The organism is Tangfeifania diversioriginum (genome assembly GCF_900141875.1).
In the GTDB taxonomy this organism is placed as follows: Bacteria; Bacteroidota; Bacteroidia; order Bacteroidales; family Prolixibacteraceae; genus Tangfeifania; species Tangfeifania diversioriginum.
The window spans coordinates 1-17802 of the sequence record NZ_FQZE01000043.1 but is presented as its reverse complement, the minus strand read 5'-3'; the positions used below and the strand labels follow the sequence as shown (position 1 = coordinate 17802).

At 42.4% G+C, this 17802-nt stretch carries 17 protein-coding genes and 1 tRNA gene; 8 read left to right on the top strand and 10 right to left on the bottom strand.

Annotated elements, in window-relative coordinates:
* Window positions 1–6: 6 nt before the first annotated feature.
* Window positions 7–948, top strand: a complete 942-nt coding sequence (locus tag BUC07_RS18855; RefSeq protein ID WP_175552574.1) for a PorP/SprF family type IX secretion system membrane protein — start codon at window positions 7–9, stop codon at window positions 946–948.
* A gap of 26 nt (window positions 949–974) precedes the next feature.
* Here the strand turns inward: BUC07_RS18855 and BUC07_RS18850 are convergent, their stop codons facing one another.
* The 3 genes from BUC07_RS18850 to BUC07_RS18840 are packed head-to-tail and all read right to left on the bottom strand — an operon-like array spanning window position 975 to window position 2379.
* Window positions 975–1187 (bottom strand): (2Fe-2S)-binding protein, encoded by a 213-nt coding sequence (locus tag BUC07_RS18850; RefSeq protein WP_073173571.1) that lies wholly within the window; start codon window positions 1185–1187, stop codon window positions 975–977.
* Entirely contained in the window at window positions 1187–1597 is a 411-nt protein-coding gene (locus tag BUC07_RS18845; RefSeq protein ID WP_073173569.1) for a secondary thiamine-phosphate synthase enzyme YjbQ, read from the bottom strand. The genes BUC07_RS18850 and BUC07_RS18845 overlap by 1 nt, the downstream gene beginning before the upstream one ends.
* Window positions 1597–2379 (bottom strand): HD domain-containing protein, encoded by a 783-nt coding sequence (locus BUC07_RS18840; RefSeq protein ID WP_073173566.1) that lies wholly within the window; start codon window positions 2377–2379, stop codon window positions 1597–1599. The genes BUC07_RS18845 and BUC07_RS18840 overlap by 1 nt, the downstream gene beginning before the upstream one ends.
* A 159-nt stretch (window positions 2380–2538) precedes the next feature.
* Between BUC07_RS18840 and BUC07_RS18835 the strand changes: the two genes are divergently transcribed.
* A tRNA-Arg gene (locus BUC07_RS18835) sits at window positions 2539–2610 on the top strand.
* A gap of 17 nt (window positions 2611–2627) precedes the next feature.
* Here BUC07_RS18835 and BUC07_RS18830 read toward each other — a convergent pair.
* The 3 genes from BUC07_RS18830 to BUC07_RS18815 form a co-directional block, all read right to left on the bottom strand.
* A complete protein-coding gene (locus tag BUC07_RS18830; protein ID WP_083578347.1) occupies window positions 2628–4178 on the bottom strand; it encodes a recombinase family protein in 1551 nt (516 codons plus the stop codon).
* Between the two features lie 97 nt (window positions 4179–4275).
* Window positions 4276–4845, bottom strand: a complete 570-nt coding sequence (locus tag BUC07_RS20750; RefSeq protein ID WP_139279653.1) for a hypothetical protein — start codon at window positions 4843–4845, stop codon at window positions 4276–4278.
* Window positions 4846–4966: 121 nt separating this feature from the next.
* On the bottom strand, window positions 4967–5350 hold the full coding sequence (locus tag BUC07_RS18815; RefSeq protein ID WP_073173559.1) for a hypothetical protein: 384 nt from the start codon (window positions 5348–5350) through the stop codon (window positions 4967–4969).
* Window positions 5351–5798: 448 nt separating this feature from the next.
* Here BUC07_RS18815 and BUC07_RS18810 point away from each other — a divergent pair, with 448 nt between their 5' ends.
* The 4 genes from BUC07_RS18810 (at window position 5799) to BUC07_RS18795 (ending at window position 7140) form a co-directional block, all read left to right on the top strand.
* Window positions 5799–5996, top strand: a complete 198-nt coding sequence (locus BUC07_RS18810; RefSeq protein WP_139279652.1) for a hypothetical protein — start codon at window positions 5799–5801, stop codon at window positions 5994–5996.
* 158 nt (window positions 5997–6154) lie between these two features.
* On the top strand, window positions 6155–6400 hold the full coding sequence (locus BUC07_RS18805; protein ID WP_073173555.1) for a hypothetical protein: 246 nt from the start codon (window positions 6155–6157) through the stop codon (window positions 6398–6400).
* Window positions 6400–6780 (top strand): RteC domain-containing protein, encoded by a 381-nt coding sequence (locus BUC07_RS21690; RefSeq protein WP_073173552.1) that lies wholly within the window; start codon window positions 6400–6402, stop codon window positions 6778–6780. Before BUC07_RS18805 ends, BUC07_RS21690 begins: the two co-directional genes overlap by 1 nt.
* Before the next feature lie 84 nt (window positions 6781–6864).
* Entirely contained in the window at window positions 6865–7140 is a 276-nt protein-coding gene (locus BUC07_RS18795) for a helix-turn-helix domain-containing protein (RefSeq protein ID WP_073173550.1), read from the top strand.
* Window positions 7141–7239: 99 nt separating this feature from the next.
* On the opposite strand, the gene BUC07_RS18790 is transcribed toward BUC07_RS18795, so the two are convergent.
* From BUC07_RS18790 to BUC07_RS18770, 4 genes are all read right to left on the bottom strand, one after another.
* Window positions 7240–12468 carry a helicase-related protein gene (locus BUC07_RS18790; RefSeq protein WP_083578346.1) on the bottom strand — a complete coding sequence of 1743 codons (5229 nt, stop codon included), beginning with the start codon at window positions 12466–12468 and terminating at the stop codon, window positions 7240–7242.
* Complete coding sequence (locus BUC07_RS18785) at window positions 12458–12865, bottom strand: DUF1896 family protein (RefSeq protein ID WP_073173548.1); 408 nt, start codon at window positions 12863–12865, stop codon at window positions 12458–12460. The genes BUC07_RS18790 and BUC07_RS18785 overlap by 11 nt, the downstream gene beginning before the upstream one ends.
* A 252-nt stretch (window positions 12866–13117) precedes the next feature.
* The gene (gene topB, locus BUC07_RS18775) at window positions 13118–15211 is read right to left on the bottom strand and encodes a type IA DNA topoisomerase (RefSeq protein ID WP_073173543.1); all 2094 of its coding nucleotides are present in this window, start codon (window positions 15209–15211) and stop codon (window positions 13118–13120) included.
* Between the two features lie 43 nt (window positions 15212–15254).
* The gene (locus BUC07_RS18770) at window positions 15255–16172 is read right to left on the bottom strand and encodes a DUF3945 domain-containing protein (protein ID WP_073173540.1); all 918 of its coding nucleotides are present in this window, start codon (window positions 16170–16172) and stop codon (window positions 15255–15257) included.
* 10 nt (window positions 16173–16182) lie between these two features.
* Between BUC07_RS18770 and BUC07_RS18765 the strand changes: the two genes are divergently transcribed.
* Together BUC07_RS18765 and BUC07_RS18760 are read left to right on the top strand one after the other, a co-directional pair.
* Window positions 16183–16626, top strand: coding sequence for a response regulator (locus BUC07_RS18765; RefSeq protein WP_073173537.1), 444 nt, complete (start codon window positions 16183–16185; stop codon window positions 16624–16626).
* A 317-nt stretch (window positions 16627–16943) separates the two neighbouring features.
* Window positions 16944–17723 (top strand): response regulator, encoded by a 780-nt coding sequence (locus BUC07_RS18760; protein WP_073173534.1) that lies wholly within the window; start codon window positions 16944–16946, stop codon window positions 17721–17723.
* Window positions 17724–17802 lie beyond the last annotated feature (79 nt).

Genomic DNA, 17802 nt, shown 5'->3' with positions numbered 1-17802 from the left:
AAAACGATGAAATTCAAATTAAATATCACAAAAGGGTTAGGGATTCTGGTTTTGGTAATCGCAGCCAACGCTTCTTTTGCGCAACAGGATCCGATGTACACACAGTACATGTTCAATTCGCAAACTATAAATCCTGCTTATACAGGAACCTGGGAATCGTTAAGTTTTATGGTGCTTGCCCGCCAGCAATGGGCTGGCTGGGATGGTGCCCCGCAAACCTATACTTTCTCGATGCAGGCACCCATGCGCAATGAAAAAGTTGCACTGGGATTAAATGTCATAAGCGATAATGTATTCAAAGAAAAACGATTTGGTTTGTATGCCGACTACTCCTACCGCGTGAAAGTAACAGAAGCTACCAACCTCCGCATGGGGATAAAGGGGGGCTTTACCAATTACTCCAATAATTTGCAGGAGTACCAGCTTTCGCCTGGGGTAAACGACCCGATGTTTGAAGGAGATTTAACACGAAAATTCATTCCAAACTTTGGCGCAGGATTGTTCCTTTACAATCCGAAGTATTATGTGGGACTCTCGGTACCTAAAATGCTACATAACGAAATTGACGATGATAATACCAGCAACTTTTCAGTTCAGGCCGAGTTGAGGCACTACTTCCTGGAAGCCGGCGTTGTATTCGATTTGGGAGAGGACCTGAAATTCAAACCTACATTCCTTACCAAAGCCACCCTGGGAGCTCCGGTTCAGTTTGACCTGTCGGCCAACTTCCTGCTAAAAGAAAAACTCTGGCTGGGAGGGATGTACCGCACGCAAGATGCGTTTGGATTTATTGCGCAATGGATTTTTGGAAACAGCCTGCGGGTTGGTTATGCCATTGATTTTTCTACAACTAACTTGCGGAATTATAACGACGGAACTCATGAAATTATGGTTTCCTACGAGTTAAATACACTAAAAGAACTGGTGACATCACCAAGATATTTTTAAGCGATAACTTTTTTAATTGTGTTTAGTTAAAACCCGAGGTCCAGCTTTTTTTGCTGGTCTTTGGGTTTTTCTTTTTGATACCGGGCAACAATATCGTCGAGTTCGGGCAGGCACCTTCCACATGTAGTTCCCGCGCCGGTATGTTGCTGTATTTCTTTTACAGAAACAGCTCCCTTTTTCAATAAAGCATCAATTTCTTTTTGTGTAACCAAGCTGCACAAACAAACAATTTTGGCCATTACTTACCAGTTTCGAACAGTGAAACAACAATTCTTCTTTCATCGCGCGGCCCGTCAAATTCACAAAGGAAAATATTCTGCCAGGTAGAGAGCCCCATTTTCCCGTTAATCAGAGGAATGGTTTCGCTCGGGCCTACAATACCTGCTTTTAAATGCGAATCACCATTATTGTCCTGCGCATCGTGTTCCCAAACGCCTTCCGGAATGAGTTTTTTAAATAAAGTTACCACATCGTTCTGAACCGATTCGTCCCAGTTTTCCTGAATCATAATACCGGCAGTGGCGCCCTGTACATAAACATTTACCAACCCGGTATTAATTCCGGACTGGTTCACTACATGTTCCACTTCTTTGGTAATATCAACCAGGACATTGTGCCGGGGCGTAGAAATCTTTACAACTTGTTGCATTAATTCATCAATTTATTTTCAGCAAATACTTTTACTTTACGGTAAATATCAAATATTCCATCGTTTTTGGGCAATGTGCTGTATATTTTTTCAAGAAACCGATTACTGAAAAGGATTTCAAAAGAGGGCTTAAAATTAATATCGTAAACCCATGAAAGCTGCATTATTTTAACATCCAGCTCGCTTTTTACTTCACTTTTCGAAACCAGTTTGCCGGCAAGTACTTCTTTGGCAACCCGCGGCGAAACCTTAGTTGCAGTGGGCAGCTCCCAGGTAAGCGTATGATTGGGAGGGTTGCTTTTATCCGTGTAATAATCAGTCAGTACTTTTAAAATATCAAGTTTATCGGCATCTCTTAGTAACTTTGCATGAAGCAATTCACGCTCAGTTATTTTTTTGGGAATACTTAGTTTATTGTGCAATTGAATAGCCACAAATACAAGATGTTGTAGTTCTTCGTTCCAGTTTTTTAAAACGCCTTTTTCTTTTAATATCTCAACCGCAAATTCGGCATGGTCTGCTGATACTTCATCGTTAAAAGTATTAAAATCAACCAATTGCTTAAACCGGCCAATGTCGTGAAAAACGGCGGCTGTAAAAGCCACTTTTTTGTCTTCATCATCCAGCTCCAGGTAATTTGCCAGTTCACAGGCATTGTCGGTCACCCGCAACGAATGCTCCTTTTTAATGGTAAAGTTATTTTGTTGCTCCGGTGTTAATCCGGTAAACGAATCCACGTATGATTCAAAAAAAGCAATTAAAAATTTTTCCTGATCTTGCATCTTATTCGGTTAAAATTAAACAACAAAAGTAGAAATTGTTACCGTTTGGCGGCAGAATTTGGTTCTGTTTTTATCAACAACTGAAACCGAAATAACGAAGTGTGATGTGTAGTAGGAAAACAAATGATTTTTACTATTTTTGCCACGCCTGTTAAAAATGGCCCCATAGTTCAATGGATAGAATGTCAGATTCCGGTTCTGATGATCTGGGTTCGAATCCCGGTGGGGTCACCCAAGCGGGGATTTTATCAATTTTGATAGAATCCCCTTTTTTTGTTTACTGTCAAAACCCTTGTCAGTTGTGGGATTGGGGAGAAAAATGAGTTTACCCTGGGGGTTCGATAATGGTCCAATTCCCGGTTATAGATAATTCCTTCAGGAAACAGCAGGTTTTGAAATACCCTTTTACCTTCCAAATCTGATTTCTCCCACATTATCAATGGATTAAGGCACACTTTTGCAGCAAATTTCACCACCTTTGCAAGGTTCGATTTATATCCGCCTGTCCTACCAAGTTCCTGTTCAATCTCAAAACATTCCTTTTCATATTTAGGCCGGAATTTATCATACAGGCTACGGTCAATTTCCCCGATAACAAAACGTTCTTCAATGGCTTCCAGTTTTCTTTGAGTTTCGGTCAACTTGTTTTTTAACGATTTTGCTTCTTCTATCCGGGATTTAAAAAAGACCGCCATTTGCTCCTCTAATTGAAGCTTTATAAGTTCAAATTCTTCTTTCCCAATTTTATAAGTTTTCAACAGTGCCCCGAACATATCGTGCATTGCTTTGGCACTGCGGTTGACTTTACATCCTTTTGTATTACATTTATAATAATACAGCCCCTTCTTTTTCACAAGGTAACCTGTTAAATAGGTGCCACACCGTTCGCATTTAGTGAATACTTTCAATGGCAGGTTCTCATTATCCTTATCGTGTACAAAACCCTGATTTCTATTTTCCTGTCGGATATTATGAACTGCCAGAAACAATTCTCTTGAAATTAAAGGTTCATGCTTGCCCTCAATTATCTGCCCGGGAAGCATCTTGCTGGTGATAAGGCCACAATAGAAAGTATTTAAAAACAAAGTATTTAACCGCTTTTCGGACATATCAACCCCCATTTTTTTTAAAAGCCTGGTTATTTCGACATTAGAGAATTTATTATAAGCTTTCCATTCAAAGGCTTTTTTGAGAATTTTCCCTTCTTCGTTAACAACAAGTTTACGTTCTGTTGCCCTCCCTTTATTTAAATCATTGTAACCGCGTGGAGCAGCCCATACCCAATAGCCTTTCATAAGCAATTCCCGCATTCCCGTAACCACCTTGTCCCGTCTTAATTCATTATCCATCTGCCCAAAAAGGAACAATATTTTTTGCTGAAATGAGCCAGAAGGGGTAGTAGGGTCGAGTTCCTGCGTGGTTGCCAGGGTAATTACACCATACTTTTTCAGCAGGTCATCGGCTATAGATGCCCCATTGATCCCCGAACGGGAGAAACGTTCATAAGAATAAACGATTACGTAATTGATATTTTTTGAGCGTTTCACAAACGTCAGCATCCGGTTAAACTCTTTGCGGTCATCAGTTTTGGCAGATTCATAAGTGCCGCCAAAATATCCCACGACGTTCAGCCCCCGCCTGTCGGCATACATTTCGCAATGCTTCTTTTGTGATGCGAGACTGGTATTATCTTCCTGGTCTGCCGACGATACACGGGTATATATCACTGCATTGTTCCCTTCCTTAAAAGCATGTGGAGCTTCTGGTGCAAACTGCTTAAAAAGGCTTAAATCGTTCATTTTTGTATTGTGTTGAAATTAGAATTAAGGATAAAACAATTCCTCAAATATTAAGCCAACCCGATTGGTTATTTCTTAAAAAAGAGGGCTTTGAGAATTAACAAAGCAATGGTTTCAGCATTTTTGATAAGCTGCTCATAACCTTCCGGGGATAAATCCCTGTATTTGGGGTTACGCCGGATTTTTTCCAAAGGCATCCTTTCTTTAACCCTTCGGGTTGCTTCTTCGATATTCCTGTTTTCTGTTTTTTGCATAGGCTTACAAAACCGGCTTTTATACCAGTATAGTCAAACCTATTTATAAACCTATCAAATTGACAGTTAGAAGTTAACATGTCAATCCTCGTCCCCATTTGTCTATACGCTGATGCTGTTTTTTTACATTTAACGATGCTCTCCAAAGGTTTTTTGCTACTTTTTTCCCGCACAGGCTCACGAAAAAAGTAGCGGGCAGCAGCCCGCCAATTATACTGTTTTAAAGTGTCAATAGTCCAATAAAGAAAGTGAGCAAAAACAACACCATAAGTGCAAGTCCGGCGAAAGTAAATAACAGCCTTACAAAGAATTGGAACAGGAACATTAACACAAAATATCCCGCAAAACAATAACCTATACCCAGACCTGTTACCTGCGAGGCTGTAACAACTATCAAAAGCCTTATAGCCCATACCCTTAACGTTTTGTTATTTAATATCTTTTTCATGGTTAACGGTTTTTAATTCTGAAGATATGGTTTTCCCTGAACTCTTTCGGTAAATCTTTGAGCAGCATCATAATTGGATTAAATGGTTAATAAACAAGCTCACCGCCATACTTAAAGCCGATGATGTCACGATGGATTTGGCTGAGGTTTTTCAAAATGGTTTCATCATCCAAAGGAGAGGTGTTGTCCCTTTTGAAACACCGGTTTTCCAAATTGCTGCAAATGGATGTTGTCTTATCCGTATGGTGTACCACATGAACCTGGTTTCTCAGGAAAAACTCAAAATCGGTGGCATATTCAGCCGCTTTAATTTTTACAAACTGTTGCCTGACAAACGGATAATTTTCATCCAACCCTATGCGGATTCCGGAGGAGAGGGAGTTTTGTTTTTCATTTCCTGAATTTTCAAAATCATTAATTTCATTTTTCTTTTCTATAGTATTATTATTTAAAGTTATGCGTCTTTCCATCGTGTCGGTCGTTGTTGTTTTGGTGGCGTAAAAAGGTAAGTGTGCGGGGGCGTGCAAGTTTTTTGCAGGAAATACTACCCGCCAGTTGGCGGGTGGAGATTTTTTGCAAAACCGGAGGCCTGAACTTGTTCGCCCATGCACACGGGTTACCTTTGCCACCGGAATGACAATGACCGACGGAAAGGCAGATGTTTAAATTTTACTACCGGGGAAAGAATTATATAAATTGAACATGGATAAAACATTCAGTTGTTAAATTCCGGGCAACATTACCGGGGAATTACTTCGCCTGTGGAGGCAAAAACAAGTGTAGCGGCGGAACATAACGAAGTGAAGTCCGTCAGGATACGGGGTGAACAAAGTGAAGTAAAGCCGTTACTCTTGTGCGGGATGCCGGAGAATGTTGAATGTAAGGAATACTCCGATGATTATCGGAGAAATGACTGGAATGAAGCTGTCAAAGGCACAGGCAGGCCATTCCCAAACATTATACGGCGAAGGGAAAAAGCAAGTGGGGCGATTACCTGAGCCCCTCTTACGCGGGATGCCGAAACTGCTGAATGAACGGAAAGAGGAACGGAAAACCGGAGTGAGGCGGTTGCAGGCAATGGCAAATGCAAAAGATACAATACAACAGCTTAATTAGCCAGCAGATAATGTAACGTTGAAATGACCTGTTTCTATCAATTCTCATTATTTACAGTTTTAGCACAATTTTTGTGTTTAACCGAAAAACCATACCAATAATGATCCTGCAAAGTTTTTACCCAGTGGACGCAATGACAACCTATAAATACAAAACCCATGGAAAACAAACCTTTCAATTCATTTTTAAAAGAAATTGCAGAATTAATTGATCAGAAAGAAGATGTGCGGTTGCAGGAAATGAAGAAATTGATTGATAAATGGAAAGTACTAATAGAGTGCTTTCATCAGCCAGGTAGGAGCCAGGCAGAAGAATACCGGGAATGGTGCCATCTTAAATTGTCTGTTGAATGGATTAAGGAAACTGTGATTATTGAAAAAAAAAGCCTGCCCCAGATTTGCTAATGTTTTTAGACCACCTTATCCATTATGTTCAAGTGGAAATCGAATGTACAAAATTAAGGATAGGCGATAAAATAAATACCAACAACCTGAACATTTACAAGGGGTTGCCCCTGACATGGACGGCCAGCAAACGCGCCCTTCTTGAATTGATTTATGCATTGCATCTTACAATGAGCATCAATCATGGGAGGATTTCTATTAAAGAACTTGTTGGTTTTTTTAGCCATACTTTTAATATCCCCCTTCCGGGTTACCATTCTACAATTAAAAAGCTGACTGCCAGGTCGGCGAATGTAATTCACGTGGAATCCCGTTCCTTTTTCCTTAATGAATTGGTGACAGAATTTAATCATAAACTGGAATTTTTGGATGAAAATTGATGGGGTACTTGCCGGCAAATATCCCCTAATTTTTTTTTGTTGTTCTCAAATTTGTGAAATGAAAAAACTAAAATCTCGCAAATTATGAACATTGACAGGGACAATTTTGAAAGTTACATGGAGCGTATATTGGAGCAAATAGAATTGCTCCATCAAAAGACGGACAAGTTTATGACCGACCCAGGGGGCAAAGAACTAAAACTAATGGACAACCAGGACCTCTGTCAGTTGCTGAATATTAATAAACGAACACTTCAGCGCTACCGTTCAAGAGGTACTTTGAAATACTTAAGAATTGGCGGCAAAACATTTTATACTGTGGAGCAGGTAAATGACTTTATTAAAAACAGTGGTTACTAAACTTTATTTAGCAAAAAAATGCAAGATTAAATATTAACCAATTCATTATCGCGTTATTACTGTTGGGGTTAACGCGAAATAACGCTATCTGATTTAAACCTATAAGCTGCATCCCTTAGGTTGGTAGAGATTTCTTGATTCTTTTACTTCAATCATCTCGTTTTCTTTTTCAGCTTTCTCCAAATTACTTTCCTGCGGTTGGCTTTGCCTTTCAAGCGAAACTTTAATTTTACGTTCCAGTACCGAAAGTTCCGTTTTCAGTTTGTTCAGTTCATCTTCTTTCCGCCATTTCCCGTTAACCACTTCCTGCAAAACAGGAATGTCCTTTCTGAGTTTTTCATTTTGCATCTGATGATTTTCTATCAATTCCGGGATTTTGTGCAGGGCATTCAAAAAGTTCATGGAAGCCAGTTTGGGGTCCCTGGCTATCCGGCCATTGTTGTAGGTATATTTTATACCACTTTGACCCTGAATAAAAAAACGGTTGTTGATGTAATTGTCATCGCTAAAAAATGAGCCGTCTTTGGCTGATAGTTCCGATTTGACCAAAAGCCGGAACCCATACAATTCCCCAATTTTTCGATATTCACCTTTAGTGTTAATAGCATCATTAATCTGGTTAAGCTTTGTCCCAACGATTTCATAAGCGGAAGTATTCAGCTCGCCCAGGTGTATCGGATTTAATAAATTTCCGTTTTTATCTTTCTGCAAGCGTTTCTGCAAAAATTGCCAGTCTGCATTCATTTCTTTGATAGCCGTATTGTTGTGGCTCATGGTGTGTTGTATTTCATCCAGTTTGTATTCCGACGAACTCCGGGAGCGGTAAAAAGCTTTCCGTTCACTTTCCATTGCCGTAATTTTTTTCTCCAATTTGGCTTTCTCCAACAGTTCGGTATTACCGGATAAAATGGCTACATATTCAGAGAAGTTCATACCCGAATTTTCGTCCATAGCACCCTCGTCAATAGTGCGGGTGCCCATATTGTTCGATTTCAACTGCCGGATAAACAACTGCTTATTGGCCAGTAGGTTGAATTTATACGAATCCAATGATTTTTCCACAGCATAAATAAAGGTGTCCAACTTATTTCCGGCAAAGGCTTTGGCAATCTCGTTGCCCTTCCTAACAGCCCGTCCATTGCGTTGTTCAAGGTCGGAAGGTCGCCAGGGGATGTCCAGGTGGTGAATGGCCACCGCCCTTTTTTGCGCATTGACCCCTGTGCCGAGCATATCGGTAGAACCAAACAAAACCCGTACCTGCCCGCTGTTCATCCATTTAATAATCTCTTTGCGGGCTTTATCGTTTTTGGCTTCCTGCATAAACCGGACTTCATGGACCGGGATGCCGTGGTCTTCCTGTAATTTTCTTTTAATCTCGCTGTAAACGCTCCATTCTCCGGGTTTGTATGTTCCCAGGTCGGAGAACACAAACTGTGTCCCTTTTTGCTGTTGGTATTGCTGGTAATAACGGGCGATATTGGCTGCACAATGCGATGCCTTATTGTCGATGTGGTCTTCATAATGTGAGCTTATCATCCGCATGTCTAGGCTCATTTTGCGGGCATAATCTGTTGCAATCAGCATCTTTGCTTTTTCCTCCCTTTTCGAAAGGGGAGCCCTTCCCAATATTGTTGCATCACCGTTTTGGGCAAAAGCCATCAACCGTTGGATAAAATCTTCCTGGTCAGGCGTGGGTGGTATATTATAAAGCTGTTCGTTCATTACCGGCCGGTCAATGCCCACGTCTTTGGCCGTGCGGTAATCGGTTATCTCGGAATAGAAAGCGGCAAGCTCCGGTACTTTTATAAAATAGCGGAAGCGCTCTTTCTGAACAATCTGGTTGGTAACGGAGAATTCAAAATCGGCTGTTTTCTTTGTATAGATGGCAGCCCAGGCATCAAAACAATGGATATCCTGCCGGGCCATCGCTTCAGGGCGCAGGTATTTGAACAGCAGGTACAGTTCGGTCAGCGAGTTGCTGATGGTTGTCCCCGACAGGAAAGTTGCCCCCAAATCTTTTCCCTTGTTTGCTTGTATGGTACGGATGGCAAACAACAGGTTTAAAGCCCGCTGGCTTCCCTGTGAATTGCCCAACCCTGCCACGCGGTCGTGCCGGGTATTAAACATCAGGTTCTTGAATTTATGGCTTTCGTCCACAAACAGGTGGTCAATACCTATTTGTTTAAAATCTACAACATCATCGGTACGTTGTTCTATCTGGAAGGCAATATTTTTAAGTTTTACTTCCAGGTTGGCCTGACGTTTCAGCAACCCTTTTAACATTGCATTAGATACATTGGTTCCTTGGTTTTTGAGCACTTCCAGGTTTTCTTCCACGCTGTCCAGTTCCTCTTGTAATATCCGTTGCTGCATTTCGGGCGATTGTGGTATTTTCTGGAACTGGTCGTGGGTCAGGATGATGGCATCCCAGTTGTTATTTTTTATATCGTGGAAGATTTTCAGCCGTTTTTGCGGGGTAAAGTCCTGTTTGCCCGGATAGAGGATTTTAGCGTGGGGATAAGCTGTACGAAAAGTTTCCGCAATTTCGTGTACATTGGCTTTCAAGCCAATTATCATCGGTTTTGAGGCTATGTTCAGTCGCTTCATTTCGTAGGCGGCACAACACATTATCAGTGTTTTCCCTGCCCCTACTTCGTGGTCGCAGATTCCCCCGCTGTTTTGTTTTAACATCCAGATGGCATCTTTCTGGCTGTCGTATAAATCCGTTATCCCCAGCCCTTTTAAGTCCAGTCCTGGAAATGACTGGTGGCTGCCGTTATATTCAGGACGGACAAAGCAGTTAAATTTATCATTGTACAGCCCGGCCATCCGCTGTTTAAACTCCGGGGACTGCCCGTAAAGCCATTCTGTAAAACCTTCCCGTATTTCGTCAATTTTGCTACCGGCCATCTGGATGGCCTCACTGTCGCGGACTTTTACCTCTTTGTCATCTACCGTAATGGTTTTGGTAATGTTGGGGGTGGTATTCAGTAGCGCGTTTTTCAAGAGCGCCATCCCGTTATACGAACGGCTTTGGCTGCGTACACAAAACTTGTCATAGATTTGGGCGGTGTAATGGTCTGTCTCAACTGAAAATTCATCAAGGTTCGGAAGGTAGTGTACTTTAACATCGGTATCGAACAGATAAGAGGCGTACTTCTCATAAATTCCGGCAGGTATCCACCGCTCTCCCAAGTTAAAATCCAGTTGCTCAAAAGCAATCCGCTCCGGCATTGCCTTTTGCAAAGCGTTATAAGCTTTTGAAATTTCCCGATTATCAACTACGGCAGGATTACCATCATTTTCTTTCAGGTACTTTTTGATTAAACCTGCCTTTTGGACCACGTTCCCTGCCAGGAATTTGTCAGCAGTTTCGTAGGCTCCTTCCAGCGGGTTAAAATAAATATGTCCGTGTAATTGTTCTTTTATCTCCGAAGCCTCCAGGCCAGTTCGCCGGGCCATAAAATCCAAATCCACATTCCCTGTCCGGTTCAGGGACAAAGCCAGTGCTTCTTCCGGGCTGGTATTTTCCGCCTGGTTTGAATTGGAAAAACTCACAGGGGTGCGGAAAATATCGGCTTTTTCTGCCTTACCGTTGATGTACCGCTCTAAAGCCAAAACAGACAATGCACTCTTGTCCATTTTGATGGCTTTCAGGTTGTCCTTGGCATTCAGGAAACCATGCTTTTGGATAAAAGCATCGTATTGGCTGTTCAACCGTTTCCGTAATTCGGGGTTCTCTGTTTTTTCGGTTGCTTCAAAATGGTATAGCTGCTCGTAGGCATCCCTTGTTTTGATGTAAGAGCGGATAATGCCCCTTTGTTTCTGCCCGATGTCCAGGGGATGAAAAATGCCACCTTTACTATTTATATCCCGTAAATACCCCACCTGTGGACCATTAACTGCTACCAGGCTGCCGTCGCTTAGAAAATGGTGCAGTTCTCCTTCAAAAGGGCGGGATTCATAATTTTCTTTTGGAGGCTTTTCCTGCCAGTTGGCCGGTGAAACTTCAAACAGGTCAAACAGGCTGAGTTGGGTCCCTCCGGGTTGCGGTTTTACGTGTTGCACCGGGTTATTATTGGGTTCATTTTTTTGAGTGCTTAGTCCCTGCTGTTTTGATTGTGTATGTTGTACTTGTTCGGGTTGAGCTTCCTTCTGATGGTTCTTATGACTATGGCGGTTAAACAGTTCAATATCCAGGTAGTGGGACAGGTCATTTCGCAACATCTTATGCATGTCCCCTGCAATCCCTTTCAACCCACCTTCATGCTCGTATATCCAGGCTGGTTTGCCGTAAGGGTCGGTATCGATAAAACCTTTGGTATGCACAATACGCTGCATATCCTGAAAATAGTCATTAACCATGATACCGGTAGAAAGCGGACGGCTGTGGATGAATGCTTCTTCCCGGTCGGAAATTCGTTTTTTGTAACCATTTTTTTGCAGGATGATAAGGTCGCTCCCCACATCCGTCCCCGCATAATCTGAAAAGAGGTTATTGGGCAGCCGGATAGCGGACACTAAGCTGCATTCACCCGTTAACCAGTTGCGCACGGGTTGGTTTTTCGGGGAATCCATCACCCCCTGCGAAGTAATAAATGCCAGTATGCCCCCTTCCCGAAGGGTTTTGACCGCTTTCAGGAAAAAGTAGTTGTGGATGGCACCGGTTGCCATTTTTTCGGCAATTACCGTGGAAGCATGAAAGACCGGGTCGAATACGGCAACATCGCCGAAAGGGATGTTGGAGGCCGCCAAATCAAAATAATTATTGCGGTCTTCCCTGATATTTTCAAAGCCTTCCGCTTTGATTGTGCTTCCGGTGTAAAGATACCCCAGCATTTTGCCGGTCAGCAAATCCTTTTCATAGCCAACGGTTTCTTCTATGTTTCCCTGATTATTAAAAGATGAAATGAATTCGCCCATTCCTGCCGAGGGGTCTAAAAAACGTCCGGGAGTTATCCCGGCATCTTTCAATGCCCCGGCCAGTGTAGTTACAATTTCCGGGGGCGTGTAAAAAGCAGACAAAACGGAATTTTTCAGGCTGTTGTAATACTGCCGGTACTGGTTCCTGTCCGTGCTGTTTTCAAAAATAACTTTATGCAGTTCCCTGACCAGTGGGAACAACGGCAAATCAGATTTTGTCCAGCGTACGGCATCACTTAAATCCTTTACCGGATTTAAGATGCATTTCAGACCGCCAAACCCGGAGAATTTTCGTAAAGCCGCCAGTTCTTCACCGGATGGTTGCCTGGTTTCTTTTTCCAGATGGAAAAGTGTGCGGATGACTTCTGTATTGTCCAGCAGGTGTTGCCTTTTGTTATAAGCCATACGCAGCGATTTTTCCGGTTAGTTCCGTATATAGCTTTTCGTATTCGGGTGTATCGGCAAAGCCTTCATCCAGACTGTACTTTACAAAAATATCTTCGCATAAAGGCAGCAGTTCCAGAGCATACAGGTGAATTTTTTCATCGCTAACCGTATCGGTAAATTCTTCGGACAGTACTTCAAACAAGGTGTCGTATTTTGAAAAATATAGCCCGCGGAATAACTTTGTGTTGGCCAGCTGCCCGGCTTCAATGTGGTTTTGCCCGTTTTGGATGGCTTCTGAATAAGCCAGTGCAGCCAGTTCGCTGCGTTGCTGGATAAATACCCGGTCATTGATTTTATCGGGATGGCTTTCTTCCAGAAAAGCGAAAAGACGTAATTGAAAATAAGAGAGCTCCATGATTTAAGTATTGAGAAGTGGGTATTGAAATTCAACTGTAAAGGGAATACCCGTTGTTAACGGGAGTCACTCCCGGGAAAGCAGGATGGTAAAAGGGCGTGGCCGGTGTCAGCCGGGAAACGCCCTTTTGCCTTCCTGCCCGGGACATGCAGGGTTCTTTGGCGTTAGTGAATGAAAAAAATGCTGCGTCCCCGGCGTAGCGGGGATATCGCCACAGTTTTGAATGAGCAGGCGCAAAAGTACCACAGAGCATCATTTACAGGTATCACTTCGGGAATTAAAAGACTTTTTATCAGGAACAAACTCAAAACCTGTTTTAAAATCCTTATCCAAAACCAAAACAGCATTGAACACATTTCCCTTACGACTTCTAAAACCTTTTATTTCGGCGGTCTTCCCATTTAACAGCAACCGGCTGATTTGCCTGTCAGTCAGTATTCTGCCACATACATGGCGGTAAATGACAAGGTCGCAATCCGTTTTGTCACATTGGGCAACTTTGGAATAGAAAAACACTTTTCCCTTTTTGCATTTGGGGCAAACAACGCCGGGAGTATCGTTTATTTCTATCCTCATTTTGCTTTGGAGAAGTTCTTCTGTGATTTGTGTTGTATATTGACGGATTCCCCTTAAAAAGGTACCGGCGTCAATAGCTCCCTGTTCAATACGTTTCAGGTCATATTCCCAATTACCTGTCATTTCAACATCGGCAATTTTCATATCTTTTACAACGGCATAAACGGCCAGTCCTTTTTCGGTCGGGACAAGTGATTTTCCTTGCCTTTTTATATATTCCCTTGCAAACAGGGTTTCGATAACGGCTGCACGTGTTGCCGGGGTGCCAATGCCTGTTGCGCTTAAACTTTTGCGGTAATCCTCGTTTCCCAGTTCCTTCCCGGCACTTTCCATAGCTGACAGCAAGGTAGCTTCGGTCAGCAATGGTTTTGGCTTTGTATGTTTTTTAAGGATTTCAGCCCGGGTTACCGGCAACTGTTCCCCTTCCGAAAAATTAGGCAATGCCATTTCGTTTTCTTCGCCGATATTAAGTACAGCCCGCCAGCCTTTGGTTGTGATAACGGTTCCATTGGCTTTTAACTCAATGCCGTTACAGTTGAAACTAACCTGGGTTATTTCCTTTTGACAGTTTGGGGAGAAAGTTTCCAGTATCCGTCCGGCAATCATATCGTAAATAGCCTGTTCTTCTTTTTTTAACTTTTCCGCAGCATTCCCGGTGATAAGCAGGGCATGGTGGTCGGTTACTTTTCCGTTGTTGACACACTGGTTGTTCAGCGTATTGAGGTTTTTCGCATAATCGCCAAAAACCGGATGCTGGTGCAACGTGGTAATTAACAGAGGTATCTCTTCAAAAATATCTTCCGGTATAAACCGACTTCCAGCGCGGGGATAGGTAATGAGCTTGTCTTCATAAAGTTTTTGTGCAATACTCAAAGTTTGGACTGCAGGAAAACCCAGTTTGCTGTAGGCATCCTTTTGCAGGGTGGTCAAATCGTAAAGTAACGGCGGTTTTTCGGTGCGTTGTTTGGTTTCAACAACCGCAACGTTTAACTGTCCCGAATTCGTGCTTACTTGTAAAACCTGTTTTGCTTTTTCTACTTCTTCAAATTTTGTGGGAACACGTGCTTTAATGGCAAGGCCATTTTTTATAAGTTCAACCTCTACAACCCAGTAGGGCTTTGAAACAAATTCTTTGTTTTCGAGGAAGCGTTTACAGACCATTCCCAGCGTAGGGGTTTGTACCCGGCCAAGCGAATGCAAACCATACCCGGCATTAACGGTAATAGCTTGCGTAGCGTTTATCCCCACCATCCAGTCCGATTCGCTCCGGGCTTTGGCTGCCCGATAAAGGTTGTCATAATCGTGCCCGTCTTTCAGGTTGTTAAGCCCTTCCCTGATTGCTTTGTCGGTCAGGCTGCTTATCCACAAGCGGGAAAAGGGCTTTTTGCAGCCCAGGTAATTATAAATGTACCGGAAAATAAGTTCCCCTTCGCGCCCGGCATCGGTAGCCACAGTAATATGGCTGCAACGGTTGAAAAGGGTTTCGATAACTTCCAGTTGTTGTAAGGCCCTTTTATCAAACTGGTATGACTTACCTGCTTTTATACTCCGTGGCGTTAAGATAAACTCAGCCGGGAGTATGGGCAGGTTTTCTTTTTGGAAATTGCCGTAACCATACTCTTCCGGCATAGCCAGACCGATTAAATGACCTAAAGCCCAGGTAACCACATAACCGTTTCCTTCCAGATATCCAACCTGTTTTTTTGTGACACCTGCTATACGGGCTATTTCTATAGCCACACTTGGTTTTTCTGCGATTATTACTTTCATATTAATTTTTTTTATTTGTTGTTGTCGCTATTATGCCAAGCCTTTAAACTTTTATTCCTTTTGTTTTGGGCTTTTGTTGTTTATCTTTTTCGCGTTGTTGTTTCTCGCTGGGTTGGACTTGTCCCGGCTTCAACGGTTCTTTTACATTTCTGGTGGCTTCGTTGGTTTTGCCCTGCGAGTTCACAGCCTCCTGTGTTTTGTGGGCATTATCAGGCGTTTTTTCCTGTGCTTTGTCGGGGTTCCATTTAAAGAAATCCAGTTTGCCCTTTTCGTGGTTCACTCTGATGTAAGCATTGTATTGTTGCCCCTTTTTATCAGTGAGCCCTTCTACATAAATGGTTTTTTCCGCTTTCAGGTCGGCCTGTTGTTTTTCGGAAAGGTTTACCCCGCCGAGTTTTGACGGAATACGTATGTCTTGCTGATTTTGAAAGGGCTGGTTATTAAAAATGAATTCCAGTCCCCGTTTTTCGGCATTAACCTGCAGGTGCGCGGAAAACTCTTTGCCGCTTCGGGCTGTCATGTCTTCCACCAAAACTGCTTTTCCTTCCTGTAGCCCTTGTTTCTGCTTATCGTCCAGGCGTGCGCCTTTAATTTCGTTCGGAATGTTTACTTTGTCGGCACGTAGGGCGACAACTTCATTGGTCAGCTTGTCAATACTGATATACACCGGTAGCACAGAGCCGTCTGTCTTTTTCAGATCGAGTACTTTTCCGAGGTTTCCCGTTTCCGATAATACTTTCTTTTCTTCATCAGTGAACTTATGGCCGTAAAATGGTTTGTCGAGCTCTGGTTGTGCCCGTACCCCGTGGACAGCAATTGTCAGTTTATTGTCGTCCCCTTTACGGAATGCCAGCCTTGCCTGAGTATCGACACTTATTCCATCCAAATCCATTTTTACGGGAATCAATGGTGATTTTCCAAAGTTCAGCATCGTATCCAGGCAGTTCCTTTTTTGCAGCATTTCTTAAAATATGACTGAAACCAATAACAATCAACCCATTTTGCTGGTGGAAGACAACCCCGTTGATTTGGACCTTACTTTACGGGCATTGAAATCGCAGAAGCTTGAAAACCCGATTCTTACCGCCCGCGATGGGGAAGAGGCCATCGCTTATATCGAAAAATGGGAAAAAGGAGATCCGCGACCCGTGGTTATTTTACTCGATTTGAAAATGCCGAAAGTAAACGGGCTGGAAGTTTTAAAAGAAATAAAATCACATCCTGTTTTTAAATCCATTCCGGTGGTTGTGCTTACTACTTCATCAGAAACTACCGATGTCAGGGAAGCCTATCAACTCGGTGCAAACTCCTACATTGTTAAACCGGTCGATTTTGAAAAGTTCCTCGATGTGGCCAAACAAATTGATTTGTACTGGAGGGTACTGAACAAAACTGATGATAATATAAAAACCTAACGTGGACAAGCCACATATAAACATTAAATTACAAATCTCAAATCTCAAAAAACAAATAAATTTCAATACACTAAATGACAAACTCAAAACCAGTATATGATTTAGAAGAACGGACTTTTTAGTTAGCAAAACAAGGAAGATTATATATCAAAAAACTTCCTAAAATAAAAAAGATTTTCTCTTCAATTATTGAAAAATCAAAGTAGTTTGTTTCGTATTTGAAATTTTGATCTTGTTTATTATTTATGTTTTGTAATTTGTGTTTTGTGTTTTTTTTGCAAGGTTTTATACGAATATGATTTATAAGATACTACGTTATGCGCATACTATTATTAGAAGACAACATTACCGATGCGGGACTCACCATTCGCGCACTAAAAAAAAATGATCCCGGATATATAATAGAGCATGCAACAACCCTGCAGGAGGCGAGGAAATTTCTTAATTCGGGAAAATCCTTCGATGTAGCCTTACTTGATATGCAACTGCCCGACGGAAACGGGTTGGATATTTTGATGGAGATAAGGCAAAAAGGGATGGACATGGCGGTGGGCATGCTTACAGGCTCGGGCGATGAGGAAGTGGCCGCTGCCGCCCTCAAAGCCGGGGCCGACGATTACATGGTGAAGAAACAGGACTACTATTCAAAACTTCCGCAAACCGTTGAATTTGCGCTTGAAAACCACCGTCAGTCGAAACAAAGAGAGACCGCCGTCATAAATGTATTATACATTGAGCACAATACAGCCGACGTTGATTTAACAGGCCGTTACCTAACCCGGTATGCTCCATATATTCGCCTTAAAAATGTTCAAACCGCAGAAAAAGCGCTCGGTCTGTTGCCGGGAAAAAATACACCTCCCCAAGATTGGAAATTTCAACTCATTTTAATGGACTACCGTTTGCCGGGCATGAATGCACTGGAATTTATTAAAATCATCAGGCAGGAACGCAAGCTGGATATTCCAATTTTGATTGTTACAGGGCAGGGAAATGAAGAGGTAGTGGTACAAGCGCTTAAATTTGGCGCCAGCGAATACCTTGTGAAACGCGAGAATTACCTTAATCGGCTTCCTTCACTAATTAGGGTTTGCTGAAAAACTAACGATTTATTTTTAATAGGCATTGTTCAACTCCGTTATTAGCAGGTTGAAAATTCACTAATAATTCCATTGT